The sequence below is a fragment of the Methanoculleus sp. UBA208 genome, from assembly GCF_002498065.1.
In the GTDB taxonomy this organism is placed as follows: Archaea; Halobacteriota; Methanomicrobia; order Methanomicrobiales; family Methanoculleaceae; genus Methanoculleus.
Genome location: NZ_DAFZ01000105.1, coordinates 1,517 through 18,397, shown reverse-complemented (window position 1 = coordinate 18,397; position 16,881 = coordinate 1,517). Strand labels below are relative to the sequence as shown.

Below are 16,881 nucleotides of genomic sequence, written 5' to 3'. Positions count from 1 at the left end.
ATATTCCCACGGTCCAGTGTACGGGGTTTTTCACAGTTCCAGCCTTTCCACAAGTCACAACCCCCACAATTGAAAGACAGGAACACAAACACCAAAGATGTGAGTGACAATAGACAAGATGCCCGGACAGGACCCCTCGCTCATTCCCACATCGGGCTGCTTGAGACCCTCCCGGAACCCAAAAAGGGACCGTTTTCAAAAAATCACAACTGAGCCGCGGTGGCGGCTCTGGTCGTTCCGGGGACGGCCACCCTTTTTTCCAGAATACTGACGGCGGCGGTCGTGATCGTCACCAGCACGAGGTAGATGACGCCGACGACCGCAAACGACTCCGTGTAGGTGAAGTACTTCGTCGCCACCAGTTTCCCCGCCCCGGAGAGCTCGATCACCGTGAGCATGTACGCGAGCGACGAGTACTTGATCAGGTAGATGAACTCGTTCGAAAGTCCCGGTATCGCCCGGCGGAGCGCCTGCGGGAGGATAACGTTTCTGATCGCCTGCCACCGGGTCATCCCGAGCGCCTGGGCGGCGACCATCTGGCCGTCCTTGATCGATATGAGGGCGCCCCGGATGTACTCGGCATTATACGCCCCGTTGCAGAGGATAAACCCGACCACCGACGCCACGAACGCGGTGAAGGTGATCCCGATCGCCGGGAGGCCGAAGTAGAGGATGAAGAGGAGCAGGAGGAGCGGCGTGCCCTTGATGAGGAAGACGAACGTCTTGCAGATCCAGGATATAACGGGGTTGCCGTACTGCCTCCCCACCGCAACGGCGATCCCGAGCGCGAGGCCGAACGGGGCGGAGCACACGATCAGCTGCAGGGTTACGACCAGCCCCTGCATCAGCGCCGGGAGGAGGATCTCAAAGATGAAGACCGACTGGTCCATGCCGCTCCTCAGTCCTCCATCCGGGAATCGATCCGGCCGATGAAGTCCTTCATCCGGGTGAACCGCGGGTCATGCAGGAGCAGGTCCGGTGACCCCTGCTCGGCAACCACGCCGTTCTCCATGAAGAGGACCTCGTTTGCAACAGAACAGGCAAACCCCATCTCGTGGGTGACGACGAGCATCGTCATCCCCTCGCGGGCCAGTTTCTTCATGACCTCCAGCACCTCGCGGGTCAGTTCGGGATCGAGCGCGGACGTCGGTTCGTCGAAGAGGATGACGTCCGGGTCCATGGCGAGCGCCCGGGCGATGGATACCCGCTGGGCCTGGCCGCCCGAGAGCTCGGCCGGGTAGTGGTCGGCCCAATCCTCCATCCCGACCTGCCGGAGTTCGGTGAGGGCTTTTTCGCGCGCCTCCGCCTTCCCCATACCCCTGACCTTCAGGAGCGCCAGTTCGACGTTCTTGAGCGCGGTGAGGTGGTCGAAGAGGAAGAAGTTCTGGAAAACCATCCCGATCTTCTGCCGGAAGTAGTTGATCCGCGCCCCCGAGTTCGTGACCTCCTCACCGTCGAGCCAGACATTTCCGCAGTCGGGCGGCGTCAGCTGGTTGATGCACCGGAGAAGCGTGCTCTTTCCCGTCCCGGAGGGGCCGATGAAGACCTTCGTCTCGCCCCGCCGGACGTCGAACGAGACCCCCCGCAACACCTCGTTGCCCCCGAAGGACTTGTGGATGTCCTCGACTCTCAACACAATGTCGTTGTTGTTCATGCTCTACATCGCTCCGGTTCCGAATCCCGGGATTGCTATCCTCTTTTCAAGCCTGTGCAGGGCTTTGAGGCCCCCGTAGTTTAAGATGATGAATATCCCCGCCGCGGTGAGATAGATGGGCATCGTTATGTGGGTCTGCGTGACGATCCTTGAGGTAATGGTGAGCAGTTCGACGACTCCGATCGCGTAGCAGACTGCCGAGTCGGTCAGGATGTTGGGATACTCGTTCGACCACCCGGGCAGAGCGATGCGCATCGCCTGGGGGAGGATGACGGAACGGATGGCGGTGAGCCGGCTCATTCCGAGAGATCGCGCCGCAATCATCTGCCCTTCCCCGACCGACAGGATGGCTCCCCGGAAGATCTGGGACTGATATGCCGCACCACGGAGGCCCAGCACGACCGCTCCGACGACGAATGCCGAGAGATTACCGAGCCCGAGCCCGGGGAATATGCCGAACCAGAAGAGGAAGAGCAGGACAAGGATGGGGAGGCCCCTGAAGAACCAGACGTAGACACTGACGACCCAGCGTACCGGCCGGGAGCCGTAGACCTGGCCGAGCGCCATGGGCAGCCCGAGAAGGAGGCCAAGGACGAGGGCGGCGAGAACAAGGCCGAGGGTAGCGGCAACACCTGAAAGAAGATATGGAAACCAGTCGATAAGGATTAACAGAACATCCATTTGGCTATCCCTGAATCATTGTGCGGCGCCGTTTTCAGCCGGACGAACAGTGCCGGGTACTCTACGAAATGATTCTGACGGAGAGCAAAATAAACGTTGTTAAATCCCCCTCAATCGAGGACAATGACCGCCGGCGGCGACATACTCTTTTCTCTCCACGAAGGATCCCGCCACGTCCCGGTATGGAACTTACGCCGGATACCCGGTGCCCCCGGCATCCGGCTCATCACTCCACACCGTTCTCCCGGGCCTCCAGCAACACTTAAGTATGTGGGGATGGGGAGGAAAGGAGTATGCCACCTGCACCCGATATCAGGATCCCTCTCGATGTGCCCCCAGAGGAGCAGGAGAGGTACCGGGAGAATTATCGGACGATTACGCACGGCACCGGGAGGTTGATGCTCTTTGCCGGGGATCAGAAGATCGAGCACCTCAACAATGACTTCTTCGGTGAAGGCATCCATCCCGATGACGCCGATCCCGAACACCTCTTCCGGATCGCGAGCCGGGCGAGGATCGGGGTATTTGCAACGCAACTCGGGATGATCGCCCGGTACGGCGGGGATTACCGGGACGTGCCGTACCTCGTCAAGCTCAACTCCAAGACCAACCTGGTCGGGACCTCCCAGCGCGACCCGCTCAGTTCGGAGCTCCACCTCGTCCGGCAGGTCGTCGACCTCCGGGACCGGACGGGACTCTCGATCCTCGGCGTCGGCTACACGGTCTACCTCGGGAGCGAGTACGAGGCGATGATGCTCTTCCAGGCGGCCCAGATCGTCAACAACGCGCACCAGAACGGTCTCGTCACCGTGCTCTGGATGTATCCCCGGGGCAAGGCGGTCAAAGACGAGCGGGACCCGCACCTGATCGCGGGCGCGGCGGGCGTCGCGGCGACCCTCGGGAGCGATTTTGCGAAGGTGAACCCGCCTAAGGTTGGTAAATCGGCCGATGCTGCGCTGCTCCGGGAAGCGGTAGCGGCCGCGGGCAGGACCGGTGTCGTCTGTGCAGGCGGGTCGCATGCCGATATGCCGGAGTTCCTGCAGCAGCTCCACGATCAGATCCATATCGGCGGCACGGTCGGGAACGCGACCGGCAGGAACATCCATCAACGGTCGCTTGATGAGGCCGTCCGGTTCTGCAACGCGATATCGGCGATCACCCTCGACGATGCGAGCGTGGAGGAGGCAAACGAGATCTGCATGGGAGGCAGGTGTTAGGATGACGACGGTCGGCATACTGACGGGAGGAGGCGACTGCCCGGGCCTGAACGCGGTGATCCGGGCGGTCGTGCGGACGGGAGCGAAGCACGGGTTCGACGCGATCGGGATCCGGGACGGATGGCTCGGGCTGGTCGCCGGGAACGTCGAGCCGCTCACCGATTACTCGGTGACCGGGATCCTCCCGAAGGGCGGGACGATCCTCGGGACGTCGCGGACGAACCCCTTCAAGAACGAGGCCGACGTCCAGCGGTTGCGCGACAACATCAGGAAGTTCGGGATCGACGCGATCGTTGCGATCGGCGGCGAGGATACCCTCGGTGTCGCGAACAAACTCTCGAAGATAGGTGTCCCGGTGGTGGGGGTCCCCAAGACCATCGACAACGATGTCGGCGCGACCGATTACACCTTCGGGTTCGACACCGCAGTCGCAACCGTCACTGAGGCGATCGACCGCCTCCACACGACGGCGGAGTCGCACCACCGGGTCATGGTGGTGGAGGTGATGGGCCGGCACGCCGGATGGATCGCGACCGTGGCCGGGATCGCGGGTGGAGCCGACGAGATCCTCATTCCGGAGATCCCGTTCGATCTCGACGAGGTCACCCACCACCTCCGGGCGCGCTACGAGCGGGGGAAGAAGTTCAGCATCGTCGTGGTCGCCGAGGGCGCCCAGCCGAAGGGGATGGCGGAGGCGATCGCACAGTCCGCCAGGACGGACGAGTTCGGCCACGTGACGCTCGGCGGCGTCGGGAACTTCCTGCGCGACGAGCTCGAAAAGCGGCTCGATATGGAGGTGCGGGTGACGGTGCTCGGGCACATCCAGCGCGGCGGTTCTCCGACGGCGCACGACCGGGTTCTCGCGACCCGGTTCGGGGTGGCGGCGGCGGACCTCATCAAGGAGAAAGACTTCGGGAAGATGGTCGCACTCCGGGGGGACGATATCGTCGCGGTCCCGCTCGAGGAAGCGGTGGCGAACCTCAAGACGGTGGATATGGATCTCTACAAGATCGCGAGCATATTTTACGGGGGGTGATGGGGGCCTCTCGTTAGAACCCCCCCGTCCGTGCTTCGCGCTCCTCATGCACACTTTCGGCGCCCAAAATCCATTCTTCAAGATCTGACGACCTCTCGAACGCCTGTCTCCCGCCTAACAGTGCTCGTGTTCCGTCCCTCAAAGACCTTCAGTCTTCTCGAACTCCTGTCCTACGGACAGTCGTTCGTTGGAACGTCGCACCCTCCGGGCCATCACACCCTGCAAACAGCCATTTCTACCGCCCCCCGGCGCAGGGGCAGTGCGTGCCGATATTCATGGTAGTTCATGCCCAGGAACATGAATACTTAAGATTTTTGGACTCTTTATCCCTCGGAGCTTGTCCCGGTACAGTGGACCGTGGTGGCTATCGCGTCTGGGGGAGAGGCTGACGGGGAGTGCGAGCGTAGCGAGCTTGAGCACCGTTAGGTGCGAGGGGGACGAGTCCCCCTCCCCTGTCTCCCGACGGATACCTCTGATCTTATCAGGTTCCTACCGTCCCGACAGTCGTGCCCCAAGCACCTGCGGGCTCAAACTCCGCCTGCCCCTGGCGGGGCACGCATCGCAAGTCGAAGACCTGCGGTTTTCTCATGCTCCAGACGTCCCGTCCGTCGCATCCCGCGCAACCGCCCCGGCAACCCCGGCGGCGGTCCCGAGGAGAGGGAAGAGCAGTCCTAGGGCGACCGCGGCCATCCCCGCGAGCCCGGCGACGAACCCCTCAGCATGCGACGCGGTCCAGAGGAATGGAATCAGGAAAAGGCCGGTCCCGAAGAGCGCCGCGACAAGCCCGGCCTCGAGGCCGTCTTGCGCCCCTCCCTTCGTGGAATAACCTGCGATGAACCCACCGACAAGCGGGGGAGCTATAACTAAGGGGCCGAGAAAGGCAACGAGGAGAGACGACCCGGCGATGACGGCCGTGCCGATGCCGATGCCGATCCACCGGCCCCGTTCGCCCGCCCCGGTGCCGCCTCTCCGGACCCCGTTTCGCACCGCCGTCCCGGCCGCCCCGCCGACGGCGTTGTAGGGGAGGAGGAGCGCCGTGAGGATCAGAGCGTAGAAGCCGAAGGTCATCCAGGACGGGGGATACTGCGGACTGCTCTCCACCAGACTCATGAGGGTCATCAAGGAGGCTGCAAGCAGGGCCACGAGCACCCCGCACACGGCTCCGGCAATGGCGCCGTCCCTGATCGTTCCCGGGGTGAGGAGCCCGGCAACGAGTCCCCCGCCGAAGAGGAACGCCACCGTCATCACCGGATCCGGGAGAAACTCCAGCCGACCGAGGAGAAAGACCGCACCGATCGCCACCGCTCCCACAACCGCCCCGAAAAAGCGTTCGCCGACGGCACAGAGCTCCATACGGGGATCTCGCCCCCTCATACGTTATCCTTTCTGGTTTGCCCCGGCCGCCGGAGCGCAGGTATTATACGGCAGGGCGGGCATGGAACTGCAACGGAGACGTGGCGGGAAACCGGAGAGCGACCCTCCGGGGTCCGGCCTCAGACTCGCCGCTCCGCAACCGGACTGTAACCATGAGCATCACAGACTACTGCCGGCGCACCGTCGCCTTCACCCGGGATATCATGCAGCAGCCGGTGACGGCGAGAAGGGACCTCCGGTTCTCCGACCTTGCCTTCTTCCTCCGGTTCGGCCGGCCGATCTGGACCCTGGGCGTGCTGGCCCTCGTGGCGACGGCTCTCGTTGCAGCCGCAAAGGCGGTCCTCCCCCTCAGCATCAAGTTCTTCATCGACAACATCCTGCTCGGGGAGGCCCCGACCCCCGATACACTTATTGCAGGTGCCGGCGGGCTCCTCTCGTCGCTCAACGCCCTCATCGCCGCCCTCCTGGTGCTCGGGCTCTTCACCGGCGGCATGGATCTCCTCCGGAACTACTGGACCGCCCGGTTCCGGGAAGGCTACGCCTTCAACCTCCAGACCACCCTCGTCGAGCACGTCCTGAGCTTCCCGCTCTCGTACTTCAAGTCGCAGCAGACCGGCTACGTCATGTCCCGCCTCTCCGACGACGTCCAGATCCTGCAGTACACCGTCTCCCAGTACCTCCCCCAGATCGTCTCGAACGCCCTCTACGTCACTTTCACCTTCGCCATCCTCTGGATCCTGAACCTCAGGCTCACCCTCGTCGCCGTCGCCTTCATCCCGCTCTACCTGCTGGTCAACGCCGTCTTTATCCGGCGGATTCGTGTCGCCACCCACCGGGAGCGCGAACGGCAGGCCTACGTCTCGCGGGACCTCCAGGAGGTGATCTCCGGCATCGACACCGTAAAGTCGCACGCCGCTGAGGACCGGGAGGTGCACAGGGTCTCCGGGACGCTTCGGAACATGGTCGATGCCCGGATCAAAAACACGATGCTCTCGGCGTTCTCGGAGTACTTCAGGATCGGCACGATGTCGCTCATGCTGATCGCCGTCTTCTGGTTCGGCGGGAACGAGGTGCTCGCCGGCGCCATGACCGTGGGGGATTTCGTCGCCTTCGCGGTCTATATCGTGACGTTCGCTCCCACCGTCAACACCTTCTTCGCCTTTCCCGTCGTCATGCAGCCCGCGCTCACGTCCGCCGCCCGCCTGCGCGAACTCTTCCGGATACACGGCGAAGCAGGCGCCGCCCCCGGCACCGGCGGGATTGTGCCCGCCACGGTGCAGGGCCGGATCGAGTTCTCCGGTGTCCGGTTCGGCTACACAGCGTCCGAACCGGTCCTCTCCGACGTGAACTTCGTCGCCCGTCCCGGCGAGGTGGTCGCCGTCGTCGGGCGAACCGGTGCCGGAAAGACGACACTGATCAACCTGATCCTCCGGGCCTTTGCGCCGCAGGAAGGCACGATCACGCTTGATAACCGCGACCTCGCATCGCTCGACCCCCGGTGGCTGCGGCGGCAGATCTCGATCGTCTCGCAGGATCTCTTCCTCTTCCACACCTCCATCGAGGAGAACATCCGCTACAGCAGGCCTGAGGCCACCTTCGAGGACGTCGTAGAAGCCGCCCGGAAAGCACAGATCCACGACGACATCATGCGGTTCCCGGACGGATACCTGACAATCGTCGGTGAGCGCGGGACCCAGCTCTCCGTCGGCCAGCGGCAACGGGTAGCCATCGCCCGGGCGTTCCTGAAGGGTGCGCCCATCCTCATCCTCGACGAGCCCACATCGGCGCTGGATATGCAGACCGAGGACCAGATCCGCCGGACGCTCCGGCTCCTGGTCCGGGACCGGACGACCATCCTCGTCTCCCACCGCCCGTCGCTCCTGGAACTGGCCGACCGAGTCCTTACGATCGAAGGCGGACGGGTGCGGGAATGCCGGGGAACGGATTCTCCAGTACAACCTGACACCGACCGCACCTCCCTCCTCCCCGGCCGGTCCACCGCCCCCTGAGCGTCCGGCCGCAGACTCACCGGATGCGGCGACACACGCCCGCGGCATGGCTGTCGGGACCGGTATCTTCGTGAGCAGCAGGATTATAATCGATCGGCAGCATCATTATGAAAAGTGTTCATTGCCTGCCACCTGTTCCTCGGCCTCGTCCTGGGCCTCGCAATCGCCAGACACCTGGATGACCGGCGGCTCATCGGCTTCTGCGCTCTCGGGGCCGTCCTCCCCGACCTGCTCGATAAACCGGTGGGCCACGTCCTTCTTGGGGGGTCCCTCAATTCCGGGCGGATATTCGGGCACGGGCTGCTCTTCCTCACGCTCCTGCTCATGGCTGGCATCGTCCTCGAGCGGCGACGCCAATCGTTCGCGCTCCTTGCTGTCGCGGGGGGCGTACTCTCTCACCAGGTCCTCGACGCGATGTGGGCGATGCCCGTCACCTGGTACTTCCCGCTCCTCGGCCCGTATGAACCATACGAGTTCAACGACTACTTCGGCAATGCCATCCTGGCCGAGGTTTTTTCGCTCTCGGAATGGATATTCCTCGCCGCATCTGTCGGGATCGCCCTCGCCGCCTGCCGGGGCCCGGGCCCCGGCATTGCCGCGGCAATCGTCCGCGTCTCCATCCCGCTGGTGGGAATCCTCGCCCTTGTCTCCCTCTATGCCTAGGCTGCCGGTATCCAGGAGAGCATCCTGATGACCGGCGCGGGGCCGGAGGATTATCTGCTGCTTGCAGCGGTGGGAGCCGTCGGGACGATCGCCGCGATCAGGCACCGGGAGTACCTGTGCGCCAATAAAGCCGTCAGTCAAGCCGGGTGATCGGGGTGATGCTGCCCGGCACCGTCCTCTCCACCCGGAGCGCCGCCCTCCCCGCCGGTTTGATCTCGACGGCGAACGATCGGTACGGCATGCAATCGGTCCTGACATTCGGTGAAATGTTCAACACGTACTGCTCCCCGGCCTCGAGAAGAATGTCGGAGTCGGCATTGAACCGCTCCTGGACGCTCCACTTCCCGCGTTCGGGAGAGACGTCGATGAGGGGTACGTTCTGGGCAATCATCTCCCTGTGTGTGAGGCCGATAAAACGGACAGATATCGTGGTGATATCGATCGGCTCGCTGCCGGCCGTGAGCCCGACCGGAATGATAACAAAATCGATGTATTCGCGAGTGTTGCTGGCGCCGTAGACAGCACCGGTCAGGGTGACACTCGATCCTGCCTCATGGATGCCCTGATGGACGGTGGACCGGCTCTCCTCTGAGAAGAGAATACCCGCCCCCAGAACGACGTAGCCAAATACGGCTGCAACGACGACGAACGCGATGAGCACGATCGCCGCCTCAAGCCCGGTGAATCCGGTCTCCGGCAAACCCCGGCTTTCAGGGCCCGCAGGGCCCGCCGACTCAGAAGAGTTCGAGGTAGACATTCTTCTCAACGCCCGCGGGAACTGTTCTGGTCAATGAAACGGTCGCGCCTTCTGCCGCGGTCACCTCGAGGGTAAACGTATCCCCCCGCCGGATGCCCACGGCACCCATCATCAGTTTTACCGTGACGACCTCGCCCTTTTCTAGGAAGTCTCCGGCATCTCTCCGACACCGCCAGGTTACGGTTACGTCGGGGTCGCCGGGGGGAAACGTGACAAGGGCCTCCTTTGTGGCGACGGTATAGGTCATGCGTCCCATATCGATTACGGCGAGATCGGTCGCGGCCTCAAGGTCGAATTCTATAAACTCAAGGTTACCCTGATCGTTGTCCAGTTTGGCGATGACCGTGTACCCCGGGCGGAGGGCGGACCCGGCTTCGCCGAGGGCGGCATGCATCGTCTCCTGGCTCTTCTGCGATGTGGTCATCCCCACCCCGAGAACGGCGTATGCGAAGACCGATGCGACGACGATGAAGGCGATGAAGACGATGGCCGCCTCAAGTCCCGTAAAAGCCTCTTCGTCCCTGTCTTCCCGGGGCATATGATTGCGGGTTAGTCGCACTTCGATTAAAAGATGCTGATCTTTCCCGGAGCGTAAGGGCAAATGCGCCGCTCACGGACCCCGGCGGAGGGGGACCCGAAACGGAACCCTTCCCGGGACTCCCGCCCGTTGGCGCGGCAGGAGTCGCCTCCCGGAGAACATATTTATAGCATGCGTTTTTATGGGGTAACAGAATGACGTCGGAAACCACCGCAGGGCTTTTCATCAGTTCCCTTAATCCCCGCACCATCCCGCTGGACTTAAAGAGCATTTACCTTTGGATCTTCCTCGCTCTTGTCGGTTTTTACGCCCCGGTCGTCAGCGAGAGTCCCCTTCGCGTGGTTTTTGTCCTGCCGTTCATCCTCTTCATCCCCGGCTACCTTCTGGTCGCGGCTCTCTTCCCGGCAAGGGGCGACCTTGATGGAATAGAGCGTGTTGCCCTGTCGATTGGACTTTCCATCGCAATCGTGCCGCTCCTCGGCCTCGCGCTCAACTATACGCCCTGGGGTATCCGGCTCGACCCAATCGCCGTCACTCTCGTGGTATTCAGCCTCGTCATCGGTCTCATCGCTCAGTTCCGGCGCCGCGAACTGCCCGAAGAGAGCCGCTTCACCGTCCCGGCCGGCACATACCTCGCCGCGATGAAAGAGGAGTTCACCGGCGGTTCCGTGTCCCGGACCGACCGGGTCTTGAGCATCGTCCTCGTTGCCGCCGTCCTCGTGGCCGTCGCGACGACGGTCTTCATCGTCGTGGTCCCGAAAGAGGGCGAGAAGTTCACCGAATTTTACATCCTCGGGCCGAAGGGGAAGGCTGCCGATTATCCGACCGAGTTCATGGCCGGAACGCCGCAGACGGTCATCATGGGGATCGGGAACCACGAGTACCGGGACATCACCTACACGGTGGAGACGTTTGCCGTAGAGAGCAGGTTCGATAACGCGACAAACCAGTCGACGATCATCTCGGCGACGCTTCTGGACCGGTTCGCCGTCACGGTGCCGCATAACCGGACAGTGGAGCAGCCCTACACCTTCAGGATCATGGATTCGGATACAAACAGGATCGAGTTCCTCCTCTTTACGGGGACACCCCCCGAAGACATTCCCGAAACCAACCTTACCAGCGCCGGTTACCGCGACCTGCACCTCTGGTTGCGAGTGCATTGATGCGGGGCAGGGATGCCTGCAGGGAGAGGGACTCAAGGGACGCGGCCCCCGTGGTCCGGGCCGGGTCTCCCGCCCGCCGCCTGTGGATGGAGCGGCTGGAAGATGCCGTGAGATAGGGCAGGCTTCTTCCAAATATTTATCCATGCAGACGGCGTATGGCTGTTTGAGGTACACGAATGAGACGCGAAATTCTGGTCGCCTCCCTCCTGATTCTGGCGCTTATGGCGGCACCGGCCGGGGCTTTTAGTGCAAACAATCTTGTTATTGTCGTGGAAGAGGACGGGGGTGCGGAGATCACCTTTAACTACACCCTCTCGTGGATCGAGACGATCGCCGTCTTCCTCAAGATTACCGACCCGGAGCAGGAACTGAAGTCCGCGCTCGAGAACGAACTCGGGGTTCCTGTAACAGTGGCCTCGGCCGAGAGCGACACCGCCGCGTTCTCCGTCCAGGAGTTTGCAGAGATTGCCGATGCCGATGACGGGAAGGTCTACTCGACGCCGGGCCTCGACTTCACCGGGGCGCAGGAGATACTCGACGGCTACTGGTTCGCACCGCTGATCGAGACCGACTTCTCCCCGGCTCTGACGGTGGTCCGGTTCCCTGACGGCCACGAGGAGACCTTCTCCGATCAGAGCGCCATTCCGCCCCTCTCTCACACGGTTCCGTGAACGGGATCATCTCTTTTTTTCCGCACGAAAACCTTCGTTGACCAAAAAGTGGCATTGTTGAAACCCTGTTCTGACTCCGGAGATCGTAATTGAAGGGCGTGTGACTGTCTGGAATTCGAGTTGCGACGGTTCGCAGAACATGAACAAGCCCAATGCAGTGGACCGTGGGGGCTGCGCACCTTCGGTGCTCATGCTCCGCTCTTTCAGAGCATCGCACCCCACACCTCGGGGCGGGGGCAGTCATGGCGATAGGCGATGCCCATATGGGACATCGCTGGAAAAGACCGAAGGTCTTGGACTGGCGACGTTTCGGTAGGAACGACTGTCCGAAGGACGGAGTTCGAGAAACCCGCAGGGTTTCGAGGCGTGAGCGAAAGCGAACGTGAGCACCGCCAGGTGCGAGGAACGGAGCTCGAGCACCGAAAGGTGCGAAGTGCGATGGACGTGACGTCCGGAACACCCTTGAAATCCGTGCCAGTGAGGGATCGCATGAACCGGGTTGCCAGCAACTATGCAGATATCACGTCTCTCGTGGCTAGAGGAGCACACCCGAATCCACATTTGCCAGTAAATGTCCCGCCACCGCCAGAGTCGCAGCTAACCGGCCGTAACCTGTCAAAAAAGAGGGAGGGATTTCCCTTACTCGAAGATGTTGAAGATCTGGTCGTCGCCGGTGTCGGAGAGCCGCTTGCGTTCGGTCTGTTCTTCGACGAGCGCGAGCACCGGGAGTTCCATGTCCACACCCGGGGTGTGGCCGAACATCTCCTGGAGGTCGACCTGCAGAGCGTGCATGTAGAGCGCGTTCGGGATATCCATCGCGCAGTTCTCCTCGCACTGGCCGCAGTTGATACACGAGTCCGAGATGTGGGCGTAGCGGATCAGGTGGAACATGAAGGGCGGCGGGACCTGACCGGGCGTGACCAGGTAGGACTTCTTCGTGCTGCACTCGACGCAGTAGCAGATCGGACAGTTCTCGATGCAGGCGTAGCACTTGATGCACCGGCTTGTCGCGTCCATGATCTTCTGGAGGCGTTCCTTACCCTCGCCGAGCTCCTCGAAGTCCTTCTTCCGCCACTTGTCGCCGAGCTTCAGCATCGCGTTCTCGACCTTGCCGCGGATCTCGATACCCTTCGGGTTCGCGGCACCGGTCTTGAGGGCTCCTGCCTTCACGGCACCATCGAGGAGGTTTGCACCCTTCTCGGAGCAGACCTCGACGAACGTGGCCTTGCCGGCCTGGTCGCCGATGACACCCCAGTTGCCGCAGGCGAGGTCCGCCTGGCGCGGGACTTTCATCTTGCAGCGGCGGCAGTTGCTGCGGCGGCCGTAGCCTTCTTCCTCGAGCTCGTCCATCGAGATGCCCTTGTGCTGGCCGTCCTCGGTCACAATGATGAACTGGCCCTTGTCGATCTCTTCCTTGACGACCGAATCGGGGTCAACGTCGAACTTCTCGGCGATCATCTTGCGGGCCAAGACCGGGCTGACGGAACCGCCGCAGTTGAGGCCGATCATCAGGACGTTGTCCAGGTTGACCTGGTTGCGCTTCGCGAGCTCATAGAGACCCATAGCGTCGCAGCCTTTCACCGGCATGGCGATCCGCATGTCCTCGGCGCCTTCCAGGTACTTCTTGACCAGTTTCGAGAGCAGGAGCGTTCCGCAGTGGAGCGAGCCTGCCGTCTCTGCGATCTCGGCGGGGTCGGTGATGAGTGTGGGGACGGCGTCGTAGATGTCCTGTCCCTTCTTGATGGCAAGGACAGCGTCCACCATGCCGGACTCAAGCGCGTGCGTCAGCAGAGCGGTGACCGCCCCACCACACTCGCCCTTCTCCTGGCAGGCGGCGTCGGCTGCCCATGCGTAGACCATGTCTCCTTTTGCTGCCATCTTCAGGCCTCCGTAATCTTCTCGACCTTCACAGCACAGGCCTTGAACTCGGGGATCTTGGCGATCGGGTCGAGTGCGTTGTTCGTCAGTTTGTTCGCTGCACACTCGGCGAAGTGGAACGGCATGAACATGACGCCCTTCTTGATCTCGTCGGTCACTTTCGCTTCGACTGTGACTTCGCCACGGCGGCTGGCGGCACGGACCATCTCCTTGTCCTGGATACCGAGCGCCTTCGCATCCTCGGGGTTGATCTCGATCCAGCCGGTCGGAACCTCGTTATCGAGGGTCGCGGAGCGGCGGGTCATGGACCCGGTGTGCCAGTGCCAGATGCAGCGTCCGGTGGTGAGGATGTAGGGGTACTCGGCGTCGGGAACTTCCGCCGGGGGTTTCCACTCGATGGGGTGCATCACGCCCATTCCATCGGGGTGCGAACACTTGCCGATGTGCAGGATGGGTGTGCCGGGGTGATCCTCGGACGGGCAGGGCCAGTGGAGTGCTTCGGGCCTGCTCAACCGCTCGTAGTTCATGCCATGGTAAGACGGGGTAACTGCGGCGATCTCGTTGAAGATCTCCTCGGCGCTCTGGTAGGGGAACTGGTCGGCGTAGCCCATTGCGGCTGCCACTTCGCAGAGGATCTGCCAGTCGACCTTTGCCTCGCCGGGCGGGTCCTGGGCCTTGCGCCACATCTGGACACGGCGCTCGGTGCTGGTCTGGGTGCCTTCCTTCTCCGCGTAGCAGGTGGCGGGCAGCACGACGTCCGCGTGCTGGGCGGTCTCGGTCAGGAAGATGTCCTGGACGACCAGGAACTCGAGGTTCTTGAGTGCGTGCTCTGCATGGTTGAGGTCCGGGTCGGAGAGCATCGGGTTCTCGCCCATGATGTACATCGCCTTGAGTTCGCCGGGGTTGTCGGTCAGGACGTTGAACATGACGGTGACTTCGTAGCCGTTCTTGGGCTCGCAGATGCCGTCGGGGAAGCCCCAAGCGTCGGCGAACTTCTTGTGGACGGCCTCGTCGATGACCTTCTGGTAGCCGGTGAAGACGACCGGGAGCGCTCCCATGTCGCAGGCGCCCTGCACGTTGTTCTGGCCACGGAGTGCGTTCACGCCGCCGCCGCGCTTGCCGATGTTTCCGGTCAACATCTGAAGGTTTGCGGTCGACTTGACGTTGTCGACGCCGACGGTGTGCTGGGTGATGCCCATCGAGTAGAGGAGCGCAGAGGATTCGGCGGTACCGATCCATTCGGCTGCGGTCTTGAGATCCGCAGCGGAGATGCCGGAGATCTTCTCGACGTTTTCGGGGAGATAATCGTCCTTGAGCACGGTCGCTTTGAGTTCCTCGTATCCCTTTGCACGCTTCGAAACCCACTCCTTGTCCTCCCATCCGTTCCTGATGATCTCGCCCATCAGGCAGTTGAGGATGGCCACATCCGTGCCGGAGTAGAAGGATGCGTAGAGATCCGCCTGCTTCGCGGTCGGCGTGTAGCGCGGGTCGAATACGATGAGTTTTCCGCCGTTCAACTTGGCCTGCATGACCTTGCGGCCGATGAGCGGGTGCTGCTCGAATGTGTTGGACCCGATGATGAAGACACACTTGGACTCGGCGATGTCGAGAATGGAGTTGGTCATCGCACCTGAGCCGAACGATGCGGCGAGGCCGGCTACGGTGGACGCGTGGCAGAGCCGGGCGCAGTGGTCGATGTGCCGCGTCTTGAAGACGCCGCGTGCCAGCTTCATCAGCAGGTAGTTCTCTTCGTTCGAGACACGGGCTGAGGAGAGGCAGGCTATCTCATCGGGCTTGTACGACTTGAACTTCTGTGCGATCAGGTCGTATGCCTCGTCCCAGGTCGCCTCGACGAATTTGCCGTCCTTCTTGATGAGCGGCTTTGTGAGGCGGTCCGGGCTGTTCACGAACTCGTGAGCGTAGGTCCCTTTGGGGCAGACCTTTCCCTCGTTGACCGGAGAACGCTTGTAAGGTTGTGTGCCGACAACCTTCCCGTCCTTCACAACGAGGTTGAAACTGCAACCCGTACCACAGTACGGGCATGTCGTCTGTACATACTTGAGATCCATGGTTAAAACCTCGGATACATAAAATTTCGAGGTTAGGCATATTTAATTGTAGTGATTAACATGTGCGTTTTTGAGGAATAAGTGTGGGCTACAGCACGCTTCTCACCGGGAGATCCAGACAATACCGGCAATCCTCGTCTGAACACGCATTCTGGCGTATAAGACGGGAATTTTTCCAGATGCGCCCTCAAATTGCGCAGGATGCAAAAAAAGGGTTAGTTGGTGTAGGGTGCCTTCCCGAGTTTGGGCTCGAACGCACTGTCGCCCTCGGTCCTGACGGCGTGGGAGAAGAGTGCAAGCGGGATATCCATCGGGCAGAGCTCTTCACACTGGCCGCAGTTGATGCAGGAGTCGGAGATGTGCGCAAACCTTCTCAGGTGGAACATCGGGTTCGGCGGAACCTCTCCTGAGGTGATCATCCGGGAGTTTCCTTTGAGTTCGTCCGCTACCGGGAAGCAGACCGGGCAGTTCTCGATGCAGGAGTAGCACTTGATGCACCGGCCGGTCTCGCTGCCGATGGTTCCCCAGAGGTCGGAGGCGAGCGCCCCGAAGTCCTTCTTCCGCCACTTGTTGCCGAGATTCAGCATGGCGCCCTCGACCTTGCCGCGGATCTCGATACCCTTCGGGTTCGCGGGCTCCGTGGCGACGGCTCCGGCTTTTGCGGCTGCGTCAAGAAGCTGTGCTCCCTTCTCGGAGCAGACCTCGACGAAGGTGGCGTTACCGGCTTTCTCCCCGATGACGCCCCAGTTGCCGCAGGCGAGGTCCGCCTGGCGCGGGACCTTGTAGAGGCACCGACGGCAGTTGCTGCGGCGGCCGTAGCCCTCGTCCTCGAGGTCGTCGATCTTGATCCCTTTATGACCGCCCTCATACTCGATGATGAACTGGCCCTTGTCGATCTCCTCTTTGTGGACCGCATCAGGGTCGACCTCGAACTTGTCGGCGATCATCTTGCGGGCCAGAACCGGACTGACGGAGCCGCCGCAGTTCACACCGAGCAGGAGGAGGCGATCCATATCGACCGCATTCCGCTTCGCGAGCTCGATAAGGCCCATTGTGTCGCAGCCTTTGACGGTGACACCAAGCTTTGCGGTCTTGTTGTTATCGAGGTAATTCTTCACCAGTTTCGAGAGCAGGAGCGTTCCGCAATGGAGCGAGCCTGCCGTCTCTG

16 protein-coding genes are annotated in these 16,881 nt (G+C 62.0%); 7 read left to right on the top strand and 9 right to left on the bottom strand.

Annotated elements, in window-relative coordinates:
• Positions 1 to 203 precede the first annotated feature (203 nt).
• From BRA62_RS10840 to BRA62_RS10830, 3 genes are read right to left on the bottom strand one after another with little or no spacing between them, the layout of a single operon-like run.
• Positions 204 to 890: an amino acid ABC transporter permease gene (locus tag BRA62_RS10840; RefSeq protein WP_292366586.1), complete on the bottom strand. Its 687-nt coding sequence runs from the start codon at positions 888 to 890 to the stop codon at positions 204 to 206.
• 8 nt (positions 891 to 898) lie between these two features.
• Positions 899 to 1,654, bottom strand: a complete 756-nt coding sequence (locus BRA62_RS10835; protein WP_292366585.1) for an amino acid ABC transporter ATP-binding protein — start codon at positions 1,652 to 1,654, stop codon at positions 899 to 901.
• A gap of 3 nt (positions 1,655 to 1,657) precedes the next feature.
• The gene (locus BRA62_RS10830; protein WP_292366584.1) at positions 1,658 to 2,335 is read right to left on the bottom strand and encodes an amino acid ABC transporter permease; all 678 of its coding nucleotides are present in this window, start codon (positions 2,333 to 2,335) and stop codon (positions 1,658 to 1,660) included.
• 293 nt (positions 2,336 to 2,628) lie between these two features.
• Between BRA62_RS10830 and BRA62_RS10825 the strand changes: the two genes are divergently transcribed.
• Both BRA62_RS10825 and BRA62_RS10820 read left to right on the top strand, forming a co-directional pair.
• Entirely contained in the window at positions 2,629 to 3,552 is a 924-nt protein-coding gene (locus BRA62_RS10825) for an aldolase (protein WP_292366583.1), read from the top strand.
• 1 nt (position 3,553) lies between these two features.
• Positions 3,554 to 4,588 carry a 6-phosphofructokinase gene (locus BRA62_RS10820; protein ID WP_292366582.1) on the top strand — a complete coding sequence of 345 codons (1,035 nt, stop codon included), beginning with the start codon at positions 3,554 to 3,556 and terminating at the stop codon, positions 4,586 to 4,588.
• Between the two features lie 585 nt (positions 4,589 to 5,173).
• Here BRA62_RS10820 and BRA62_RS10815 read toward each other — a convergent pair.
• Positions 5,174 to 5,941 carry a DUF5518 domain-containing protein gene (locus tag BRA62_RS10815; protein ID WP_292366581.1) on the bottom strand — a complete coding sequence of 256 codons (768 nt, stop codon included), beginning with the start codon at positions 5,939 to 5,941 and terminating at the stop codon, positions 5,174 to 5,176.
• Between the two features lie 173 nt (positions 5,942 to 6,114).
• Between BRA62_RS10815 and BRA62_RS10810 the strand changes: the two genes are divergently transcribed.
• From BRA62_RS10810 to BRA62_RS10800, 3 genes are all read left to right on the top strand, one after another.
• Positions 6,115 to 7,971 carry an ABC transporter ATP-binding protein gene (locus BRA62_RS10810; RefSeq protein WP_292366580.1) on the top strand — a complete coding sequence of 619 codons (1,857 nt, stop codon included), beginning with the start codon at positions 6,115 to 6,117 and terminating at the stop codon, positions 7,969 to 7,971.
• Positions 7,972 to 8,085: 114 nt separating this feature from the next.
• Positions 8,086 to 8,634: a metal-dependent hydrolase gene (locus BRA62_RS10805; RefSeq protein WP_292366579.1), complete on the top strand. Its 549-nt coding sequence runs from the start codon at positions 8,086 to 8,088 to the stop codon at positions 8,632 to 8,634.
• Between the two features lie 27 nt (positions 8,635 to 8,661).
• Positions 8,662 to 8,784: a hypothetical protein gene (locus tag BRA62_RS10800; RefSeq protein ID WP_292366578.1), complete on the top strand. Its 123-nt coding sequence runs from the start codon at positions 8,662 to 8,664 to the stop codon at positions 8,782 to 8,784.
• Here the strand turns inward: BRA62_RS10800 and BRA62_RS10795 are convergent.
• Both BRA62_RS10795 and BRA62_RS10790 read right to left on the bottom strand, forming a co-directional pair.
• Positions 8,768 to 9,334, bottom strand: coding sequence for a flagellin (locus BRA62_RS10795; RefSeq protein WP_292366577.1), 567 nt, complete (start codon positions 9,332 to 9,334; stop codon positions 8,768 to 8,770). The two genes, BRA62_RS10800 and BRA62_RS10795, sit on opposite strands and share 17 nt — an antisense overlap.
• A gap of 34 nt (positions 9,335 to 9,368) precedes the next feature.
• Positions 9,369 to 9,929, bottom strand: a complete 561-nt coding sequence (locus BRA62_RS10790) for an archaellin/type IV pilin N-terminal domain-containing protein (protein WP_292366576.1) — start codon at positions 9,927 to 9,929, stop codon at positions 9,369 to 9,371.
• Between the two features lie 194 nt (positions 9,930 to 10,123).
• On the opposite strand from BRA62_RS10790, the gene BRA62_RS10785 reads away from it, so the two are divergent.
• Positions 10,124 to 11,095 carry a DUF1616 domain-containing protein gene (locus BRA62_RS10785; RefSeq protein ID WP_292366575.1) on the top strand — a complete coding sequence of 324 codons (972 nt, stop codon included), beginning with the start codon at positions 10,124 to 10,126 and terminating at the stop codon, positions 11,093 to 11,095.
• 176 nt (positions 11,096 to 11,271) lie between these two features.
• Positions 11,272 to 11,766 (top strand): hypothetical protein, encoded by a 495-nt coding sequence (locus BRA62_RS10780; RefSeq protein ID WP_292366574.1) that lies wholly within the window; start codon positions 11,272 to 11,274, stop codon positions 11,764 to 11,766.
• Between the two features lie 639 nt (positions 11,767 to 12,405).
• Here BRA62_RS10780 and BRA62_RS10775 read toward each other — a convergent pair.
• The 3 genes from BRA62_RS10775 to BRA62_RS10765 form a co-directional block, all read right to left on the bottom strand.
• On the bottom strand, positions 12,406 to 13,644 hold the full coding sequence (locus tag BRA62_RS10775) for a Coenzyme F420 hydrogenase/dehydrogenase, beta subunit C-terminal domain (RefSeq protein ID WP_292366573.1): 1,239 nt from the start codon (positions 13,642 to 13,644) through the stop codon (positions 12,406 to 12,408).
• 2 nt (positions 13,645 to 13,646) lie between these two features.
• Complete coding sequence (fdhF, locus tag BRA62_RS10770; RefSeq protein ID WP_292366572.1) at positions 13,647 to 15,713, bottom strand: formate dehydrogenase subunit alpha; 2,067 nt, start codon at positions 15,711 to 15,713, stop codon at positions 13,647 to 13,649.
• A 215-nt stretch (positions 15,714 to 15,928) separates the two neighbouring features.
• On the bottom strand, positions 15,929 to 16,881 hold a 953-nt coding region (locus BRA62_RS10765), incomplete at its 5' end, for a Coenzyme F420 hydrogenase/dehydrogenase, beta subunit C-terminal domain (protein ID WP_292366571.1).

Excerpts from the sequence above, each read along its gene's own strand:
- BRA62_RS10840 (WP_292366586.1), bottom strand. The coding sequence starts at position 890 with ATGGACCAGTCGGTCTTCATCTTTGAGATCCTCCTCCCGGCGCTGATG.
- BRA62_RS10835 (WP_292366585.1), bottom strand. The coding sequence starts at position 1,654 with ATGAACAACAACGACATTGTGTTGAGAGTCGAGGACATCCACAAGTCC.
- BRA62_RS10830 (WP_292366584.1), bottom strand. The coding sequence starts at position 2,335 with ATGGATGTTCTGTTAATCCTTATCGACTGGTTTCCATATCTTCTTTCA.
- BRA62_RS10825 (WP_292366583.1), top strand. The coding sequence starts at position 2,629 with ATGCCACCTGCACCCGATATCAGGATCCCTCTCGATGTGCCCCCAGAG.
- BRA62_RS10820 (WP_292366582.1), top strand. The coding sequence starts at position 3,554 with ATGACGACGGTCGGCATACTGACGGGAGGAGGCGACTGCCCGGGCCTG.
- BRA62_RS10815 (WP_292366581.1), bottom strand. The coding sequence starts at position 5,941 with ATGGAGCTCTGTGCCGTCGGCGAACGCTTTTTCGGGGCGGTTGTGGGA.
- BRA62_RS10810 (WP_292366580.1), top strand. The coding sequence starts at position 6,115 with ATGAGCATCACAGACTACTGCCGGCGCACCGTCGCCTTCACCCGGGAT.
- BRA62_RS10800 (WP_292366578.1), top strand. The coding sequence starts at position 8,662 with ATGACCGGCGCGGGGCCGGAGGATTATCTGCTGCTTGCAGCGGTGGGA.
- BRA62_RS10790 (WP_292366576.1), bottom strand. The coding sequence starts at position 9,929 with ATGCCCCGGGAAGACAGGGACGAAGAGGCTTTTACGGGACTTGAGGCG.
- BRA62_RS10785 (WP_292366575.1), top strand. The coding sequence starts at position 10,124 with ATGACGTCGGAAACCACCGCAGGGCTTTTCATCAGTTCCCTTAATCCC.
- BRA62_RS10780 (WP_292366574.1), top strand. The coding sequence starts at position 11,272 with ATGAGACGCGAAATTCTGGTCGCCTCCCTCCTGATTCTGGCGCTTATG.
- BRA62_RS10775 (WP_292366573.1), bottom strand. The coding sequence starts at position 13,644 with ATGGCAGCAAAAGGAGACATGGTCTACGCATGGGCAGCCGACGCCGCC.
- fdhF (WP_292366572.1), bottom strand. The coding sequence starts at position 15,713 with ATGGATCTCAAGTATGTACAGACGACATGCCCGTACTGTGGTACGGGT.